This window comes from Amycolatopsis sp. NPDC024027 (genome assembly GCF_040638975.1).
Classification (GTDB): Bacteria; Actinomycetota; Actinomycetes; order Mycobacteriales; family Pseudonocardiaceae; genus Amycolatopsis.
Genome location: NZ_JBEZYY010000023.1, coordinates 88,941 through 105,339, shown reverse-complemented (window position 1 = coordinate 105,339; position 16,399 = coordinate 88,941). Strand labels below are relative to the sequence as shown.

Here is a 16,399-nt window from a genome sequence, read left to right as displayed (position 1 = left end):
CCCATCACATGTTTCTTCTTGCCCTGGTCCGATGGTGGTCCGCGGCGTCACTCAGCGTTTTCGGCGGTGAGGTGGTGGACGTGGTGGCGCTCTTTTCGTAATCTGTCCGAGATCTCGTGGCCCCCGGCCGTCTGTGGAGGCGGCGACACGGGATCGCCGCCGGACGCAGCTTTGTCGGGAAGCTGGGAACCGGAACCACCACCGCGTGCTTCACCTGTTGCGGCTCGTGCATGGCAAAAGTGCACGGCTCGGGCGCGTGGTGGCGGGACAGCGGCGAAGAGGAACTCCCCGACCTCTTCGTGCCCCGGTCCCCTTCGGCGGCCGAGACGCAAAGGAGACCCGCGCGACCGTGCAGTCGCATTCCCTCAGGCGCGTGGTTTCAGGTGCCCTCGCCGCGGCCTCGGTGATCACCCTCGTCACCGTGGCCCAGCCGATGGCCACCGCCGCCCCCGTCCCCGTTCTCCAGACCCCGCCCACCGGCTCCGACGCCCTCAACAAGTACCGCGACCTCGCGGCGCAGGCCGAGAAGCTCAACGAAGACCTGCTTTCGGCTCAGGACGACCTGAAGAAGAAGCAGGGTGAGCTCGACAAGGCCACCGGCGACGTCAACGCGGCGAAGCAGCAGGCTGCCCAGGCGTCCGAAAGCCAGAAGAAGTACCAGACCGAGGTCGACAAGTTCGCCGGCGCGTCGTTCACCAGTGGTGTCCAGCTGAACAAGCTGTCGGCGCTGCTGGCGGGCACGTCCACGCAGGACTTCCTCGACCGCTCTTCGGCCCTCGAGGTCATCGCGACCGGCAAGAACGCCGCGATGGGCAACCTCACCGGTGCCGTCCAGCAGGCCACCGACGCCGCCGCCAAGGCCAGCGACGCCGCGAAGCGCGCGCAGGACGCGCGGGACACGGCAGCCAAGCTGACCGAGGACATCAAGGCCAAGCAGAAGACGCTGCAGGACCAGATCGGCCAGCTCGAAGCGGCGAACAAGAACCTCAGCACGTCGGACAAGGCCGCCCGGAAGGACACCGGCGGGTCCGCGCCCACCAACATCCAGGCCCCGACCGCGGCCGCCCAGGCGGCGGTCGAGGCCGCGCTGGGCAAGCTCGGCAGCGCGTACGTGTACGGCGCCACGGGCCCGACCAACTTCGACTGCTCGGGCCTGACCTCGTGGGCGTACAAGCAGGCCGGGCTGACCCTGCCGCGGACCAGCCGCGAGCAGTCGACCTTCGGCACCGCGGTGCCGCGGGACCAGCTCCAGCCGGGCGACCTGGTGTTCTTCTACTCGCCGGTTTCGCACGTCGGCATGTACATCGGCGACGGCAAGATGGTGCACGCGCCCGACACGGGTGACGTCGTGAAGATCTCGCCGCTGCAGAGCCAGTACTCGGGAGCGCGCCGCCCGACGGCGTGACCCTCGATCATCGGCCCGGAGGGGCGGTACCGCACACGCGGTGCCGCCCCTCCGGTGTGGATGGCTAGCCTTTGGGCGTGCTCAAGACCCTGCTCGTGACCAACGACTTCCCGCCCCGGCCCGGGGGGATCCAGAACTACCTGAACTCCCTCGCCACCCGGCTGCCGGCGGACGACCTGGTCGTCTACGCGCCGTCGTGGGAGTCGCGGACGGGGTCGCACGAGGAGTTCGACGCCGAGGCGCCGTTCGAGGTCGTCCGGCACCCGACGTCGCTGATGCTGCCGACGCCGGACGTGCTCCGCCGGGCGAAGCAGATCATGCGGGCGCGGGACTGCGAAGCCGTCTGGTTCGGTGCCGCGGCGCCGCTCGCGCTGCTGGGGCACCCGCTGCGCCGGGCCGGGGCGCGCCGCGTCGTCGCGTCGACGCACGGCCACGAGGTCGGCTGGTCGATGCTCCCGGCTTCGCGGCAGGCGCTGCGGCGGATCGGCGACACCGCCGACGTCGTCACCTACGTCAGCCGGTACACCCGCGCCCGCTTCGCCGCGGCGTTCGGCGCGATGGCCGGGCTGGAGCTGCTGCCCTCCGGCGTCGACACCGAGGTGTTCCGGCCGGATCCCGCCGCGCGCGCGGAGATCCGCGCCCGCCACGGCCTCGGCGACCGGCCGACCGTCGTCTGCGTGTCGCGGCTGGTCCCGCGCAAGGGTCAGGACCAGCTGATCCGCGCGCTGCCGGCGATCCGCGAGCGCGTCCCGGACGCGGCCCTGCTGCTGGTCGGCGGCGGCCCGTACCGCAAGAAGCTCACCGAACTGGTCACCGAGCTCGGCCTGGAGCGCGACGTCGTGCTCACCGGATCGGTGCCGTGGGCCGAGCTGCCGGCGCACTACACCGCCGGCGACGTCTTCGCGATGCCCGCGCGCACCCGGGGCAAGGGGCTCGACGTCGAAGGCCTCGGGATCGTCTACCTGGAGGCCTCGGCGACCGGGCTGCCGGTGGTCGCCGGCAACTCCGGCGGGGCGCCCGAAGCGGTGCTCGACGAGGTCACCGGGCACGTAGTCGAAGGCCGGGACGTCGTCCAGCTGAGCGAGACCCTGACCAGCCTGCTGGCCGACCCGGTGCGCGCGCGCCGGATGGGCCAGGCCGGCCGCGAGTGGGTGACGGCGAACTGGCGCTGGGACGTCATGGCGCGGCGGCTGTCCGGCCTGCTGGACGGCGATCCGGTGGCCGCGGTCCGCTAAGGCGTGTAGAGCGCCGGGTGCCGGGGATCGTCGACGCGCACCACGACGTCGGCGAGCGAGCTCGGATCCACCTCCTCCTCGTAGCGCTCGTAGGCCGGGACCGCCCAGGCGTCCGGCACGCGGCGGCGCAGGGCGGCGGGGGAGAGCCACAGGTGCACGGCCAGGTCGACGGCCAGCCCGGCACCGAGCAGCAGTTCGCCGTCGAGGAGCACGACCCCGCCCTCGGGCAGCGGCACCCGCTCGGCGCGGGTGGCGCGGTCGCGTTCGGCGTCCCACAGCGACGGCAGGACCTCGCCGGAACCCTTCAGCGGCTCCAGGACTTCGCGGCGGAGGGCGCCGAGGTCCAGCCAGTCGGTGTAGCGGGCGTCGGGGTTCGTGCGGCCGTGTTCGAAGCGCAGGGACGCGGGACGCAGGAAGTCGCGGGCCGACACGCGCAGCGTCGCGCGGCCGCGCAGGCGCAGCGGATCGACCAGGGCGTCGGCGAGTTCCGCGGTGCCGGTGGCGCCCGCCGCGCCGTCGACGGCCACCGCGATCCGCGGCGAGGTCAGTGCGTCGATGCGGTCGGTGAGTTCTTCGGCGAGGACGGCGGGGGAGATCGGGCGGTAGCGCACGGGTTCCCATCCTCCACCCGGGCCGCCCGGCGTTTTTGTCGTACCCCGGTGGGAAGATGAGGACATGACTTCTTCAGTGGGGAAGACGGCCGATGTCGGGTGGAACATCGGCGTTTCGCGCACCTTGCCGTACCCGGCCGAGGTGGTGTGGGACTTCCTGGTCAGCCGCGAGGGCGTCACGATCTGGCTCGGCCCCGGTGTCGAACTGCCCAGGGAACCGGGCGTGGAGTACGAAACGGCGAACGGCACGGTCGGCGAGATCCGCGGCTTCGCCGACGGCGACCGCGTGCGGCTCACGTGGCGGCCGAGCGACTGGGACCACGACTCGACCGTGCAGGTGCGGCTGAGCGGGGCGGGAGGCAAGACCACGCTGCGGTTCCACCAGGAATGGCTTGCGGACGCGGAAGAGCGCGAGCAGCAGCGGGCATACTGGCAGGACGTGACCGAGCGCGTCGTGGCGGCACTCGCCGAACGCTGACGCCGTGAGTTCTGGGGGCTGGGATGACGACCGACGAAATCGTCGAGGTGGCCGAAGACTTCGCGCAGGACGCGCACCTGTTCGCGGAACTGCTGCGCGGGGGCGGCCCGGTCCGCCGGGTGCGGCTGCCACCGCGGGGGCTGCCCTGCTACCTGGTCACCGGGTTCGCGGAGGCGCGGGCGCTGCTGGCCGATCCGCGGCTGCGGAAGAACAGCCAGGGCATCCGCGAGGTGTTCGAACGGAAGCTGCCGCCGGAGCTGCTGCAGAACGGCCTCGGGCAGGACCTGAGCTGGCACATGCTGAACTCGGACCCGCCGGACCACACGCGGCTGCGGAAGCTGGTGAACAAGGCGTTCACCGCGCGGACGGTGTCGCGCCTGCGGCCGCGGGTCGAGGAGATCACCGCGGAGCTGCTCGACGCGCTGGCCGGGCAGGAGCGGGCCGACCTGGTGGCGTCGTTCGCCGCGCCACTGCCGATCACGGTGATCTGCGAGCTGCTCGGCGTGCGCGAAGAGGACCGCGCGGAGTTTTCCGGCTGGTCCAAGACGCTGCTGAGCGCGTCGGTCCGGCCGGAGCCGGTGCAGGCCGCGGCGGCGAGCATGTTCGCCTACCTGACCGACCTGATCGCCCAGAAGCGCGCCGAGCCGGCCGAAGACCTGCTGTCGGACCTGGTGCACGCGAGCGACGACGGCGATTCGCTGTCCGAGCCCGAGCTGGTGTCGATGGCGTTCCTGCTGCTGGTGGCGGGCCACGAGACCACGGTCAACCTGATCGCGAACGCCGTGCTGGCGCTGCTGCGCGAGCCGGAGCAGCTGGCCCGGCTGCGCGCGGAGCCGGAACTGCTGCCGGGCGCGGTGGAGGAGTTCCTGCGGTTCGACGGCCCGATCCACCTGGCGACGCTGCGGTTCACCGCGGAGCCGGTGGAGGTGGCCGGGGTGACGATCCCGGAGGGCGAGTTCGTCCTGGTTTCCCTGCTGGGCGCCAACCGCGACGCGGAGCGGTATCCGGAGCCGGACAAGCTGGACATCACGCGCGCGGCCGGGGGACACCTGGCGTTCGGGCACGGGATCCACTACTGCGTGGGGGCGCCACTGGCGCGGCTGGAGGCGGAGATCGCGCTCGGCGGGCTGCTGGAACGGTTCCCGGGGCTGGCGCTGGACGCGAAGGCGGACGAGCTGGTCTACCGGCCGAGTTCGCTGGTGCACGGGTTGGAGACGCTGCCGGTCCGGTTGTGAGGGCGCTCCGGGCCGGGGAGCGAGGGGATGGGGCGGGCCGGGCGGATTCCGGCCGGTCGGTTCCACCCGCCGCCGAGGCGCGGGAACCCGGCTGAGGCGGTGTCGTAGGGTCGGCGGATGGACTCCGCCGACCTGCTCGCCTTGGACGCCCAGCACGTCTGGCACCCCTACGCGCCGATGCCGGCGAAGGTGCCGGCCCTGCTGGTGACCGAGGCGAGCGGCGTCCGGCTGAAGCTCTCCGACGGCCGGGAACTCGTCGACGGCATGTCTTCCTGGTGGTCGGCCATCCACGGCTACCGGCACCCCGTGCTCGACGCCGCCCTCGCCGCGCAAGCCGGGCGGATGAGCCACGTCATGTTCGGGGGCCTCACCCACGAACCCGCCATCACCCTCGCGAAGACCTTGGCCGACCTCAGCCCCGACGGCCTCGAGCACGTCTTCCTCTGCGACTCCGGTTCCGTCTCGGTCGAAGTCGCCGCGAAGATGTGCCTGCAGTACCAACGCTCTCGCGGGCTGCCCGGGAAACGGCGGCTGCTCACTTGGCGCGGCGGTTACCACGGGGACACCTTCACCCCGATGAGCGTCTGCGACCCCGACGGCGGCATGCACTCGCTGTGGCGCGGGGTCCTGCCCGAACAGGTCTTCGTGCCCGCGCCGCCGTCCGGCTTCGACACCCCGCCCGACCAGTCCTATGTGGACCTCCTGGCCGCGGAAATCGAGCGGCACGAGGACGAACTCGCCGCGGTGATCGTCGAACCCGTGGTGCAGGGCGCCGGCGGGATGCGGTTCCACCACCCCGCCTACCTGCGTGCCCTGCGGGAACTCACCGAAGCGCACGACGTGCTGCTGATCTTCGACGAGATCGCGACCGGCTTCGGCCGCACCGGCGCGCTGTTCGCCGCCGAGCACGCCGGTGTCACGCCCGACGTCATGTGCGTCGGCAAGGCACTCACCGGGGGTTACCTGAGCATGGCGGCCGCCCTGTGCACCCCGGAGGTCGCCGCCGGCATCGCGCGCGGCGAACTGCCCGTCCTCGCGCACGGCCCGACGTTCATGGGCAACCCGCTCGCCTCGGCCGTCGCCAACGCCTCCCTCGGGCTGCTGGCCGGCGGCGGCTGGCGCACCGACGTCACCCGGCTCGAAAAAGGCCTGCTCGACGGCCTGGCCCCGGCGCGCGACCTGCCCGCCGTGACCGACGTGCGGGTCCTGGGCGGGATCGGCGTGCTGCAGCTCGACCACCCCGTCGACATGGCCGTCGCGACGGACGTCGTCACCGCGCACGGGGCTTGGCTGCGGCCGTTCCGGGACCTCGTCTACGCCATGCCGCCGTACGTTTCGACTGACGACGACCTCGCCGTGATCACCCGCGCGATGCTCGCGGTCGCCGAAAAGGCCTGAATTCAGCACATCGGGTGTGACCACCGGCACACCGAGACCCGAAGGTGCCTCACCGTCGCGCTGCGTGGCAGAGCATGATCGAAACCACGCGAACGGCGGAGGGGCAAGTGTGACGAGGCGGCTCCCGCCGGTCCATCCTGTACCCGGCCGAACGCGAGAAATGCTTGCGTAGCAGACTTTTCGCGCGGTTTCGGCGATCCTGCCCCCATGATCGAGATCGTTCGTGGCGAGCACGACACCGGACCCCCGAAGCACTCCGAGCACCTGGAGAACCTCAAGCACGATTTCCTCGCGTCGATAGTCGTCTTCCTCGTCGCCGTCCCCCTGTCCCTCGGCGTGGCCTTCGCCGCCGGGGCGCCGCTGCTCTCGGGCCTGATCTCCGCCGTCGTCGGCGGGCTGGTCGCGAGCCTCTTCGGCGGATCGCCGCTGCAGGTCAGCGGCCCCTCCGCCGCCCTCACCGTGGTGCTGGCCGACACGATCGCCACCCACGGCTGGCCCGTCACCTGCGCGATCACCGTCGCCGCGGGCCTGTTCCAGATCCTCTTCGGCCTCACCCGGGCCGCCCGCGCCGCGCTGGCCGTGTCCCCGGCGGTCGTGCACGGCCTGCTCGCCGGCATCGGCGTCACGCTCGTGCTCGGCCAGCTGCACGTCGTCCTCGGCGGCTCGGCCCAGGGTTCCGCGCTGGCCAACGTCCTGGCGCTGCCCGGGCAGGTCGCCGCGCACCACGACCAGGCCGTGCTGATCGGCGTCGTCACCCTCGGCGTCCTGCTGGCCTGGCCGCGGTTGCCGAACGCCGTCCGCCGCGTGCCCGCCCCGCTGGCGGCCGTCGCGCTGGCCACCGGCCTCTCCATCGCGACCGGCATGAGCCTGCCGCGCGTCGACCTCCCCGCCGGGCTGCCCTCGCTGCACCTCGTGCCGCGGCTGCCGGACGGCGGCTGGAGCGGCTTCGCCGTCGCCGCGGTCACCATCGCGCTCATCGCCGGCCTGGAGAGCCTGCTGTCCGCGGTCTCGGTGGACAAGCTCCGCGGCGGCCCGCGCACCGACCTCGACCGCGAACTCATCGGGCAGGGCGCGGCGAACGTCGCCGCCGGCGCGCTCGGCGGCTTCCCCGTCACCGGCGTCATCGTGCGCAGCATGACCAACTTCGAGGCCGGCGCGCGCACCCGGGCGTCGGCGATCCTGCACTGCGGCTGGATCCTCGCCGCCTGCCTGCTGCTCACCGGCGTGCTGCGGCAGATCCCGCTGGCGGCGCTGGCCGCGCTGCTGGTGTACGTCGGGACGAAGCTGGTGAACCTCCACGGGCTCAAGGAAGTGCGGCGCCACGGCGACCTGCCGGTGTACGCCGTCACCCTGGCCGGTGCGGTGGCCGTCAACCTGCTCACCGGCGTCGCGGCGGGGGTCCTGCTGGCCCTGGCGATGATGCTGCGGCGGATGATCTTCTCCGGCATCCACGTCGAAAGGGAAAGCACAGGACGGGCGGGTGACCGGCACCGCGTCGTCATCGAAGGCGCGCTGACGTTCCTGTCCGTGCCGCGGCTGACCCGCGTGCTCGCCGAGGTGCCCCCGCACGCCGAGGTCACCCTCGAGCTGCACGTCGACTACCTCGACCACGCCGCGTTCGACTGCCTGCGCGGCTGGCAGCAGGCGCACGCCGGGTGCGTCACGGTCGACGAGATCGGGCACCCGTGGTTCGGCCGCGGCCGCGCGGGGGAGCCGACCGTGCGCCGCAGCGTCGCCGCGCGCGTCGTGCCGCGGTGGCTCGCGCCGTGGTCGGAGTGGCAGGCCGAGCACGTCGTGCTGCCCGCCCAGCGCACCGCCAGTTCCCTGCTGTGCCGCGGTGCTTCGGAGTTCCAGCGCCGCACGGCGCCGCTGCTGCGCGACACGTGGAGCGGGCTGGCGCACGGCCAGCAGCCGCACACGCTGTTCATCACCTGCGGCGACGCGCGGATCGTGCCGAACCTGATCACCACCAGCGGGCCGGGCGACCTGTTCACGGTGCGGAACATCGGCAACCTCGTGCCGCCGGCCGACGGCACGGACTCGTCGGTCGGCGCGGCGATCGAGTACGCCGTCGGGGTGCTCGAGGTGGCCGAAATCGTGGTGTGCGGCCATTCCGGCTGCGGGGCGATGAAGGCGCTGCTCGGCCGCGCCCCGGCCGGGCTCGACCAGCTCGGCAGCTGGCTGCGCCACGGCGAAGCGACGCTCCGGCGCCGCAGCCGCGAGGCACCGCTGCTGCTCGGCGGCGAGCGGCCGGCCGCCGAGGCCGACCAGCTGGCCCTGCAGAACGTGGTGCAGCAGCTGGAAACGCTGCGCGGCTACCCGGTGGTCGCGGCGGCCCTGGAGCGGGGTGCGCTGCGGCTGACCGGGATGTACTTCGACGTCGGCGCGGCGCAAGTGTCCCTTTTGGACAATGCCGCGCGCGGGTTCGTCCCCGCGGGGGCGCTGGAGCACTGATCGCGGACCGAAGGCCGCTTCCGGACACCTCGTGCTCCGGAGGCGGCCTTCGCCGCACCCGGCGCCCACCCGGGCGCTCGACGCCTCGGTGAAACCCTTGTGTGGTAACGGTTTCAACTGTCGGGTGACAGGCGGTGCTGTGTTACCGCTCTGTTAACGCCCTGTCCGATTTATGACATAAGGGTGAATTATCGCCAGTCGTTCACTCGATCGGGTGGAACATAGCGGACATTTCACTCGATTTCCGGTTGCATGGTGATCATGAGACCCCTCGCCGTGCTCCGACACGACCTGCCGGCCTCACTGGTCGTCTTCCTCGTAGCTGTTCCCCTGTCCCTCGGCATCGCCCTCGCTTCGGGTGCCCCGGTCGCCGCCGGGCTGGTGGCCGCCGTCGTCGGCGGCGTGGTCGCCGGCGCGCTCGGCGGCTCCGCGCTGCAAGTCAGCGGGCCCGCCGCCGGTCTGACCGTGGTCATGGCCGAAACCATCCAGACCTTCGGGTGGGTCGTCACCTGCGCGATCACCGTCGCCGCCGGCGCGTGCCAGATCCTGCTGGGGCTGAGCCGCATCGCGCGGGCCGCGCTGGCCATCTCGCCGGCGATCGTGCACGGCATGCTGGCCGGCATCGGCGTCACGATCGTGCTCGGCCAGCTGCACGTCATCCTCGGCGGCAAAGCCCAGAGCTCGGCCGTGGAGAACGTCGCCGAGCTGCCCGCCCAGATCATCGCCCACCACGACTCCGCCACCATCGTCGGCCTGATCACCATCGGCCTCCTGCTGATCTGGCCGAAGCTGCCGGCAGCGGTCCGCAAGGTGCCGGGGCCGCTCGCCGCGATCGCGGTGGCCACGGTGGTGTCGGTCGCGTTCGGGATGACGCTCCCGCGCGTCGAACTGCCCGGTGACCTGCTGAACGTCCACCTCGTCCCGCAGTTGCCGGACGGCGGCTGGAGCGGGTTCGCCCTCGCCGTCGTCACGATCGCGCTGATCGCCAGCGTGGAGAGCCTGCTCTCGGCGGTCGCGGTCGACCGCATGCACACCGGCCCGCGCGCCAACCTCGACCGCGAACTGGTCGGCCAGGGCGCGGCCAACATGCTCTCCGGAGCGCTGGGCGGCCTGCCCGTCACCGGTGTCATCGTCCGCAGCTCCACCAACGTCACCGCCGGGGCGAAGTCCCGGGCGTCGGCGGTGCTGCACGGCCTCTGGGTGCTGCTGTTCGTCGTCCTGCTCGCCGGGCTGATCCAGAGCATCCCCCTGGCCGCGCTGGCCGGGCTGCTCGTGCACGTCGGCGCGAAGCTGGTCAACCCCGGGCACATGAAGACCGTGCTGGCCCACGGCGACCTGCCCGTGTACCTGCTCACCCTCGCCGGCGTCGTCGTGTTCGACCTGCTCACCGGCGTGCTGGCGGGCATCGGGCTGGCGGTGGTGCTGATGCTGCGCCGCACGGTCTGGTCGGGCATCCACGTCGAACGCGAAGGCGAGGACTGGCGCGTCGTCGTCGAAGGCGTCCTGACGTTCCTGTCGGTGCCGCGGCTGTCGAAGGTGCTCGGGACCGTCCCCGGCGGGGTCACCGTGCGGCTGGAGCTGGTCGTCGACTACCTCGACCACGCCGCGTTCGAGAGCCTGCACACCTGGCAGCAGGCGTACGAGCGCGCCGGCGGCACGGTGGAGGTCGACGAGGTCGGCCACCCCTGGTTCGGCGAGGGCAAGGCGGGCCGCCCGACGCGGTCCCGGGTCGCCGCGAGCCGGGCGGTGCCGCGCTGGCTCGCACCGTGGTCGGAGTGGCAGGCGGCGGAAGGGATCGAGATCCCGGCCCAGCAGACCCGCCGCGGCGCCACGGAGTTCCACCGCCGCGCGGCCCCGCTGCTGCGCGACACGCTGTCGGGCCTGGCCGACGGCCAGCGGCCGCGCACCCTGTTCATCACCTGCGGCGATTCCCGGATCGTGCCGAACCTGATCACGACGAGCGGGCCGGGCGACCTGTTCACCATCCGCAACATCGGCAACCTGGTGCCGCCGGGCCAGGCGGACGCGTCGATGAACGCGTCGATCGAGTACGCGGTGGGCGTCCTCGGGGTCGAGGAGATCGTGGTGTGCGGCCACTCTTCGTGCGGGGCCATGGCGGCGCTGGCCGACGGTCCGCCGCCGGGGCCGCTGTCGGCCTGGCTGCACCACGCCGAACCGAGCGCGCACCGGCTCGGCTCGGCCACCCTCGACGGCGGGGTCCCGGACCGGGAAGGTGATCGGCTGGCGCTGCACAACGTGCTCCAGCAGCTGGAGCACCTGCGCGAGTACCCGTCGGTGGCGGCGGCCGAGTCCGCCGGGAAGCTGCAGCTGACGGCGATGTACTTCCACGTCGGCGACGCCCAGGTGTACATGTTCGACGCGGCCGAGCGGACGTTCCGCCCGGCCGGGGCGCCGGTGGTGGTGCCGGGCGCCTGACCCGCCGCACGCGTTGCCCGAGGTGCGAGCCGGGTCCGCTTCCGGCGGTCCCGGCTCGCTCCGCGGCTTCCGGCGGGCCGGGCTCGCACCGCGGGGGCCGGCTCGCCTCGCGTGGGCCGGGCTCGCCTCGCGCGGGCGGCAGCGGCGCACGGTGGCCCGCCACCGCGGGCCCGTGAAGTCCGGCGCCGCGAGGTCCGCCGGCCGCTCTGACCACGGCCCGCGTGCGCACCCGGGCCCGGAGTCACTATGTTGATGGCCCGTGACCATGCTGGTGATGACGGGAACCGGGACCGGGGTCGGCAAGACGATCACCACGGCGGCGATCGCGGCCGTGGCGGTGGCCGGGGGACAGCGGGTGGCCGTGCTGAAGCCGGCCCAGACCGGGGTGCGGCCCGATGAGCCCGGTGACCTCCAGGACGTCGTCCGGCTCGCCGGACCGGACGTCACCACGCGCGAACTGCGCCGCTACCCGGATCCGCTGTCCCCGGAGGCCGCCGCCCGGCGCAGCGGGCTGCCGGCGCTCGATCCCGGCGAAATCGCCCAGGCCGCCTCCGACCTCGACACCGCGCACGACCTCACCCTCATCGAGGGCGCCGGCGGCCTGCTCGTGCGCTTCGACCGCACCGGCGCCAGCCTCGCCGACGTCGCCTGGTCACTCGGCTCGCTCGTGATCATCGTGGCCGAGGCCGGTCTCGGCACGCTCAACGCCACCGCGCTCACCGCCGAGGTCGCCGGCAAGCGCGGGCTGACCGTCGCCGGCGTGATCATCGGCGCGTGGCCGGCCGAACCGGACCTCGCGGCGCTGTCCAACCTCGAAGACCTGCCGGTCGCGGCGGGGGCGCCCCTGCTCGGCGTGCTGCCGGCCGGCCTCGGCCAGTCCTCCCGCGAGGACTTCCTGGCCGCGGCCCGGGCCGGGCTCTCGCCGTGGTTCGGCGGCGAATTCGACCCGGAACTTTTCGCCGGTTGCGCTTCTGCCGGGAAGTGACCTGCATCGCTGTCGCCTCGACGTACCTTCGTGCACGATGAGGGACGCTTTCCGCACCACCTCGATCAAGGAGCCGCCCGTGACCGCAGTCCCGGACACCGATGTTCTCGCCATGGCGCGCGAGCAGGTCCTCGAAAACGGCGTCGGCCTGAGTGAACAGCAGGTCCTCGACGTGCTCCGGCTGCCTGACGACCGGCTACCCGACCTCCTCGCCCTGGCGCACGAGGTGCGGATGCGCTGGTGCGGGCCGGAGGTCGAGGTCGAGGGCATCATCAGCCTGAAGACCGGCGGCTGCCCCGAGGACTGCCACTTCTGCTCCCAGTCCGGCCGCTTCCCGACACCGGTGCGCTCGGCGTGGCTCGACATCCCGAACCTGGTCAAGGCCGCCCGGCAGACCGCCGAAACCGGCGCGACGGAGTTCTGCATCGTCGCCGCCGTCCGCGGCCCGGACCAGCGGCTGCTTTCGCAGGTCCGCGAGGGCGTTCGCGCGATCCGCGAGGACGGGAACGACATCCAGATCGCCTGCTCGCTGGGCATGCTGACGCAGGAGCAGGTCGACGAGCTCGTCGACATGGGCGTCCACCGCTACAACCACAACCTCGAGACGGCGCGCTCGCACTTTCCGTCGGTGGTCACGACGCACACGTGGGAAGAGCGCTGGGACACCCTGCGCATGGTGGCCGACGCGGGCATGGAGGTCTGCTGCGGCGGCATCATCGGCATGGGGGAGACGGTCGAGCAGCGCGCGGAGTTCGCCGTGCAGCTGGCCGAGCTGAACCCGCACGAGGTGCCGATGAACTTCCTCATCCCGCAGCCGGGCACACCGTACGAGAACTACGAGATCGTCGAGGGGCGCGACGCGTTGCGGACGGTCGCGGCGTTCCGGCTCGCGATGCCGCGCACGATGCTGCGCTTCGCCGGCGGCCGCGAGCTGACGCTGGGCGACCTCGGCGCGGAGCAGGGCATGCTCGGCGGCATCAACGCGATCATCGTCGGCAACTACCTGACCAACCTGGGCCGGCCGGCTTCGGCGGACCTGGAGATGCTGGACGAGCTCAAGATGCCCATCAAGGCGCTCAGTGACAGCCTCTGACGCTGCGACAGCCGCTGCCTTTTGCGTCCATTGTGGACAGGAGTCGCCGGGTGGGGCGGACCACCCGGCGTGCCACAACCCCCGGACGGCGCTGGAACCGCCGCGGTACTGCACGTTCTGCGCGCGCCGGCTGGTGGTCCAGGTCAGCCCGCTCGGCTGGACGGCCCGCTGCAGCCGGCACGGCGAGACCGCGAGCGGCTGACGGCCGCGTAGGGTAACGAACCGGATCGTTCATTGGCTGGTTGGCGTGGCTCGGTAACGGACCAGATCGTTCATTAGCCTGCGTGCTGCGGGGTGTGGCGAACTAGATCGTTCATTGCGCTGGCTGGCCTAGCTCGGTAACGGACCAGATCGTTCATTAGTCGGCGCACCTGCGAGGTGTAACGGACCGGATCGTTCATCGGCTTGCCTCGCTGCGAGGCTGTAACGAACCAGATCGTTCATTGTGCCGCCTGGCGCGGCGCGTAACGGACCAGATCGTTCATCAGCGCGGACCGGTGCTTGGATGTAACTAACCAGATCGTTCACTACCGCCCGCCTGGCCCCGCGTGGCCGACACGGCGAGCGGCTCACCGCGTCCCCGCATCGACCGGTTACGCTCGGTGGCACTGATCGCAGGAGGGAGTCCGGGTGAGTGAGTCGTCGGGGCCCGCGCACCGGCCGTCGGCCGTGTCCGGCCCGTGGTCGGTGCCCGTGCTGTTCCGGGAGCGGCGGCCGCGCGTCGTCGTGAAGGCCGACCTGCTGCCCGCCATCAGCGTGCTCGGCACCCTGAGCCTGCTGAGCTTCCCGCTCGCCTTCGCGTGGTCCCGGCTCGCCCCGCCGGAACGGGTGCGCATCGTCGCCGCCGACGGCACCCAGGGCGCCCTGGAGCTGGAAAGCTGGCACCGGTTCGACGACTTGGCCGTCTTCGGGTTCCTCATGCTCGGGCTGGGGATCGTCGTCGGCGTCGTCTGCTGGCTGCTGCGCGAACGGCGCGGGCCGGTGGTGTTCCTCGCCGCGGTGCTCGGCGTCGCGCTCGCCGGCGCGCTCGCGATGCTGCTCGGCGTCGGCTGGGCGAACAGCCACTACGCCATCTCCAGCCCGCCCGCGCTGGGGTCGGTGATCGAGCTGGCGCCGCGCCTGGAGTCGTGGTGGGTGCTGCTGACCGGCCCGCTCGGCGTGTCGATCGCCTACAGCCTGCTGGCCACCTGGAACGGTCGCGACGACCTGGGCCGCCGCCTCGGCTGATCGCTTTCCCCTAAGGTGGTGTCCGTCACCTACAGGGGGGATCCAGCAGTGACCGAGGACATCGAGGTTTCGCGGCACAACGCCGTCCGCTTTCCCGGCATCAGCCCACGCGCGTACGAGCACCCGGTGGACCGCGGCGCGCTCGCCACGCTGCGCGCGGTGCCCGGCTTCGCCCAGGTCGTCAAGGCCGTTTCGGGCTTCTACAACGAGCGCGGCGAGCGGCTGATGGCGCTCGCGTCGTCGATTCGCGTCGGGCCGAAGCAGTACCCGGAGCTCGACCGGCTGCGCCACGAATGCGCCGAGACGCTGGACCTGCCCGCGGTGCCGAACCTGTTCGTCTTCCAGAACGCCCAGATCCAGGCGCAGACGGTCGGCATGGACGAGCCGTTCATCGCGATCAGCACCGGGCTCGTCGAGCTGATGAACCAGGAGTCCCTGCGGTTCGTGCTCGGCCACGAGATGGGGCACGTGCTCTCCGGGCACGCGGTCTACCGCACGATCATGGTGCGCCTGATCAGCCTGCAGCTGGCGATGTCCTGGACGCCGGTCAGCGCGCTCGGCATCCGCGCGATCATCGCGGCGCTGCGCGAGTGGTTCCGCAAGGCCGAGCTGTCGTGCGACCGCGCCGGCCTGTTGTGCAGCCAGAACCCGACGGCGGCGCTGCGCGCCCAGATCCAGGTGGCGGGCGGCATCGACCCGGCGCGCATCGACGTCCCGTCGTTCCTCCAGCAGGCCGCGGAATACGAGTCGGTCGAGGACATCCGCGACAGCTTCCTGAAGCTGAGGTCGGTCGAGACGGAGTCGCACCCGTTCGCGGTGGTCCGCGCGGCGCAGCTGCAGAAGTGGGCGGCCTCGGAGAACTACCGCGCGATCCTGGCCGGCGACTACCTGCGCCGGGATGCCGAAAGCCCGTCGTCGGACTGGAAGGACGACCTGAAGTCGGCGGCCCAGTCGTACAAGGAATCGTGGAACTCGTCGACGGACCCGCTGACGAAGGTGTTCAGCGACGTCGGCGAGGCGGTTTCGGGCGCCGCGGGCAAGGTGTGGAACAAGTTCGGCAACGGGAACGGGAACGGCGCCGCGGACTGAGTCAGTTCAAGCTGGCCGGTCGGCTCAGATCGGTCAGCTCGCCCGGGGGCAGCGGCACCGCGCCCAGCGTGTGCAGGAAGCCCGCCTCCCGCGTCAGCAGCCGGCACGCGATGCGAAGCCGGCGCAGCGGGTGGCGTTCTTCCAGCAACCGCTGGCGGTCCTCCAGCGGCAGCAGGCAGTCCGCCGCCAGCACGTAGGCCAGCTCGGCGATCGTCGTGTCCGGGTCCGGGGCGTGCCAGTCGTCGCTGCGCCACGCCGTTTCGCAGTACCGCTGGTGCGCCGCGCGGGCGACCGTCGCCAGGCGCTCGGCCATGCCGCCGGCCGGGGTCACCGGGTCGTCGTCGACCCATTCCACCGAGGCGATCAGGTACGGCGCCGAGACGCAGTCGAGGTCGCGCAGGCGGAAGCGGCGCTGCGCCTGCGTCACCACGTCGAACCGGCCGTCCGGCAGGCGTTTCGCCTCGCGCAGCACCGTGCTGCAGCCGATTTCGTACAACTGGTCCAGACCACGGACCTCGCGGGTGAGCGACGACCGCAGGGCGACCACGCCGAACTCGCGGCCCGGCACCGTGCCGCCCACCAGGTCCGCCATCAGCTGCCGGTACCGCGGTTCGAAGATGTGCAGCGGGAGGTTGGTGCCGGGCAGCAGCACGGTCTGGAGCGGGAACAACGGCAGGATCGTCGTCGTCGCGTCACTATCCGATTCCGGCTCGGTCACGCGTCAACCGTACGGGCAGAACGCCTTCGCCGCAG

The 16,399-nt window shown here is 72.1% G+C and carries 14 protein-coding genes; 12 read left to right on the top strand and 2 right to left on the bottom strand.

Annotated elements, in window-relative coordinates:
* The first annotated feature begins 349 nt into the window (after positions 1–349).
* Together AB0F52_RS40830 and AB0F52_RS40825 are read left to right on the top strand one after the other, a co-directional pair.
* Positions 350–1,405 carry an NlpC/P60 family protein gene (locus AB0F52_RS40830; protein ID WP_360182895.1) on the top strand — a complete coding sequence of 352 codons (1,056 nt, stop codon included), beginning with the start codon at positions 350–352 and terminating at the stop codon, positions 1,403–1,405.
* A 77-nt stretch (positions 1,406–1,482) separates the two neighbouring features.
* On the top strand, positions 1,483–2,640 hold the full coding sequence (locus AB0F52_RS40825) for a glycosyltransferase family 4 protein (RefSeq protein ID WP_103339843.1): 1,158 nt from the start codon (positions 1,483–1,485) through the stop codon (positions 2,638–2,640).
* On the opposite strand, the gene AB0F52_RS40820 is transcribed toward AB0F52_RS40825, so the two are convergent.
* Complete coding sequence (locus AB0F52_RS40820; RefSeq protein WP_360182893.1) at positions 2,637–3,251, bottom strand: uridine kinase; 615 nt, start codon at positions 3,249–3,251, stop codon at positions 2,637–2,639. The two genes, AB0F52_RS40825 and AB0F52_RS40820, sit on opposite strands and share 4 nt — an antisense overlap.
* Before the next feature lie 64 nt (positions 3,252–3,315).
* Between AB0F52_RS40820 and AB0F52_RS40815 the strand changes: the two genes are divergently transcribed.
* From AB0F52_RS40815 to AB0F52_RS40770, 10 genes are all read left to right on the top strand, one after another.
* Positions 3,316–3,729: an SRPBCC domain-containing protein gene (locus tag AB0F52_RS40815; protein WP_360182891.1), complete on the top strand. Its 414-nt coding sequence runs from the start codon at positions 3,316–3,318 to the stop codon at positions 3,727–3,729.
* Positions 3,730–3,752: 23 nt separating this feature from the next.
* Entirely contained in the window at positions 3,753–4,964 is a 1,212-nt protein-coding gene (locus tag AB0F52_RS40810) for a cytochrome P450 (protein ID WP_360182889.1), read from the top strand.
* 117 nt (positions 4,965–5,081) lie between these two features.
* Complete coding sequence (locus tag AB0F52_RS40805; RefSeq protein WP_360182887.1) at positions 5,082–6,362, top strand: adenosylmethionine--8-amino-7-oxononanoate transaminase; 1,281 nt, start codon at positions 5,082–5,084, stop codon at positions 6,360–6,362.
* A gap of 207 nt (positions 6,363–6,569) precedes the next feature.
* A complete protein-coding gene (locus AB0F52_RS40800) occupies positions 6,570–8,816 on the top strand; it encodes a bifunctional SulP family inorganic anion transporter/carbonic anhydrase (RefSeq protein WP_360182885.1) in 2,247 nt (748 codons plus the stop codon).
* Positions 8,817–9,068: 252 nt separating this feature from the next.
* A complete protein-coding gene (locus AB0F52_RS40795) occupies positions 9,069–11,252 on the top strand; it encodes a bifunctional SulP family inorganic anion transporter/carbonic anhydrase (RefSeq protein ID WP_360182883.1) in 2,184 nt (727 codons plus the stop codon).
* A 265-nt stretch (positions 11,253–11,517) separates the two neighbouring features.
* Positions 11,518–12,237, top strand: a complete 720-nt coding sequence (bioD, locus tag AB0F52_RS40790; RefSeq protein WP_360183009.1) for a dethiobiotin synthase — start codon at positions 11,518–11,520, stop codon at positions 12,235–12,237.
* A 112-nt stretch (positions 12,238–12,349) separates the two neighbouring features.
* The gene (gene bioB, locus AB0F52_RS40785; RefSeq protein WP_360183007.1) at positions 12,350–13,330 is read left to right on the top strand and encodes a biotin synthase BioB; all 981 of its coding nucleotides are present in this window, start codon (positions 12,350–12,352) and stop codon (positions 13,328–13,330) included.
* On the top strand, positions 13,317–13,532 hold the full coding sequence (locus tag AB0F52_RS40780; protein WP_360182881.1) for a hypothetical protein: 216 nt from the start codon (positions 13,317–13,319) through the stop codon (positions 13,530–13,532). The genes bioB and AB0F52_RS40780 overlap by 14 nt, the downstream gene beginning before the upstream one ends.
* Positions 13,533–13,960: 428 nt before the next feature.
* On the top strand, positions 13,961–14,557 hold the full coding sequence (locus tag AB0F52_RS40775) for a DUF2567 domain-containing protein (RefSeq protein WP_360182879.1): 597 nt from the start codon (positions 13,961–13,963) through the stop codon (positions 14,555–14,557).
* 48 nt (positions 14,558–14,605) lie between these two features.
* The gene (locus tag AB0F52_RS40770; RefSeq protein ID WP_360182877.1) at positions 14,606–15,646 is read left to right on the top strand and encodes a M48 family metallopeptidase; all 1,041 of its coding nucleotides are present in this window, start codon (positions 14,606–14,608) and stop codon (positions 15,644–15,646) included.
* Between the two features lies 1 nt (position 15,647).
* Here AB0F52_RS40770 and AB0F52_RS40765 read toward each other — a convergent pair whose 3' ends face one another.
* Positions 15,648–16,364: an LON peptidase substrate-binding domain-containing protein gene (locus AB0F52_RS40765; protein WP_360182875.1), complete on the bottom strand. Its 717-nt coding sequence runs from the start codon at positions 16,362–16,364 to the stop codon at positions 15,648–15,650.
* Positions 16,365–16,399 lie beyond the last annotated feature (35 nt).

Excerpts from the sequence above, each read along its gene's own strand:
- AB0F52_RS40810 (WP_360182889.1), top strand. The coding sequence starts at position 3,753 with ATGACGACCGACGAAATCGTCGAGGTGGCCGAAGACTTCGCGCAGGAC.
- AB0F52_RS40800 (WP_360182885.1), top strand. The coding sequence starts at position 6,570 with ATGATCGAGATCGTTCGTGGCGAGCACGACACCGGACCCCCGAAGCAC.
- bioB (WP_360183007.1), top strand. The coding sequence starts at position 12,350 with ATGGCGCGCGAGCAGGTCCTCGAAAACGGCGTCGGCCTGAGTGAACAG.
- AB0F52_RS40795 (WP_360182883.1), top strand. The coding sequence starts at position 9,069 with ATGGTGATCATGAGACCCCTCGCCGTGCTCCGACACGACCTGCCGGCC.
- bioD (WP_360183009.1), top strand. The coding sequence starts at position 11,518 with ATGCTGGTGATGACGGGAACCGGGACCGGGGTCGGCAAGACGATCACC.
- AB0F52_RS40805 (WP_360182887.1), top strand. The coding sequence starts at position 5,082 with ATGGACTCCGCCGACCTGCTCGCCTTGGACGCCCAGCACGTCTGGCAC.
- AB0F52_RS40815 (WP_360182891.1), top strand. The coding sequence starts at position 3,316 with ATGACTTCTTCAGTGGGGAAGACGGCCGATGTCGGGTGGAACATCGGC.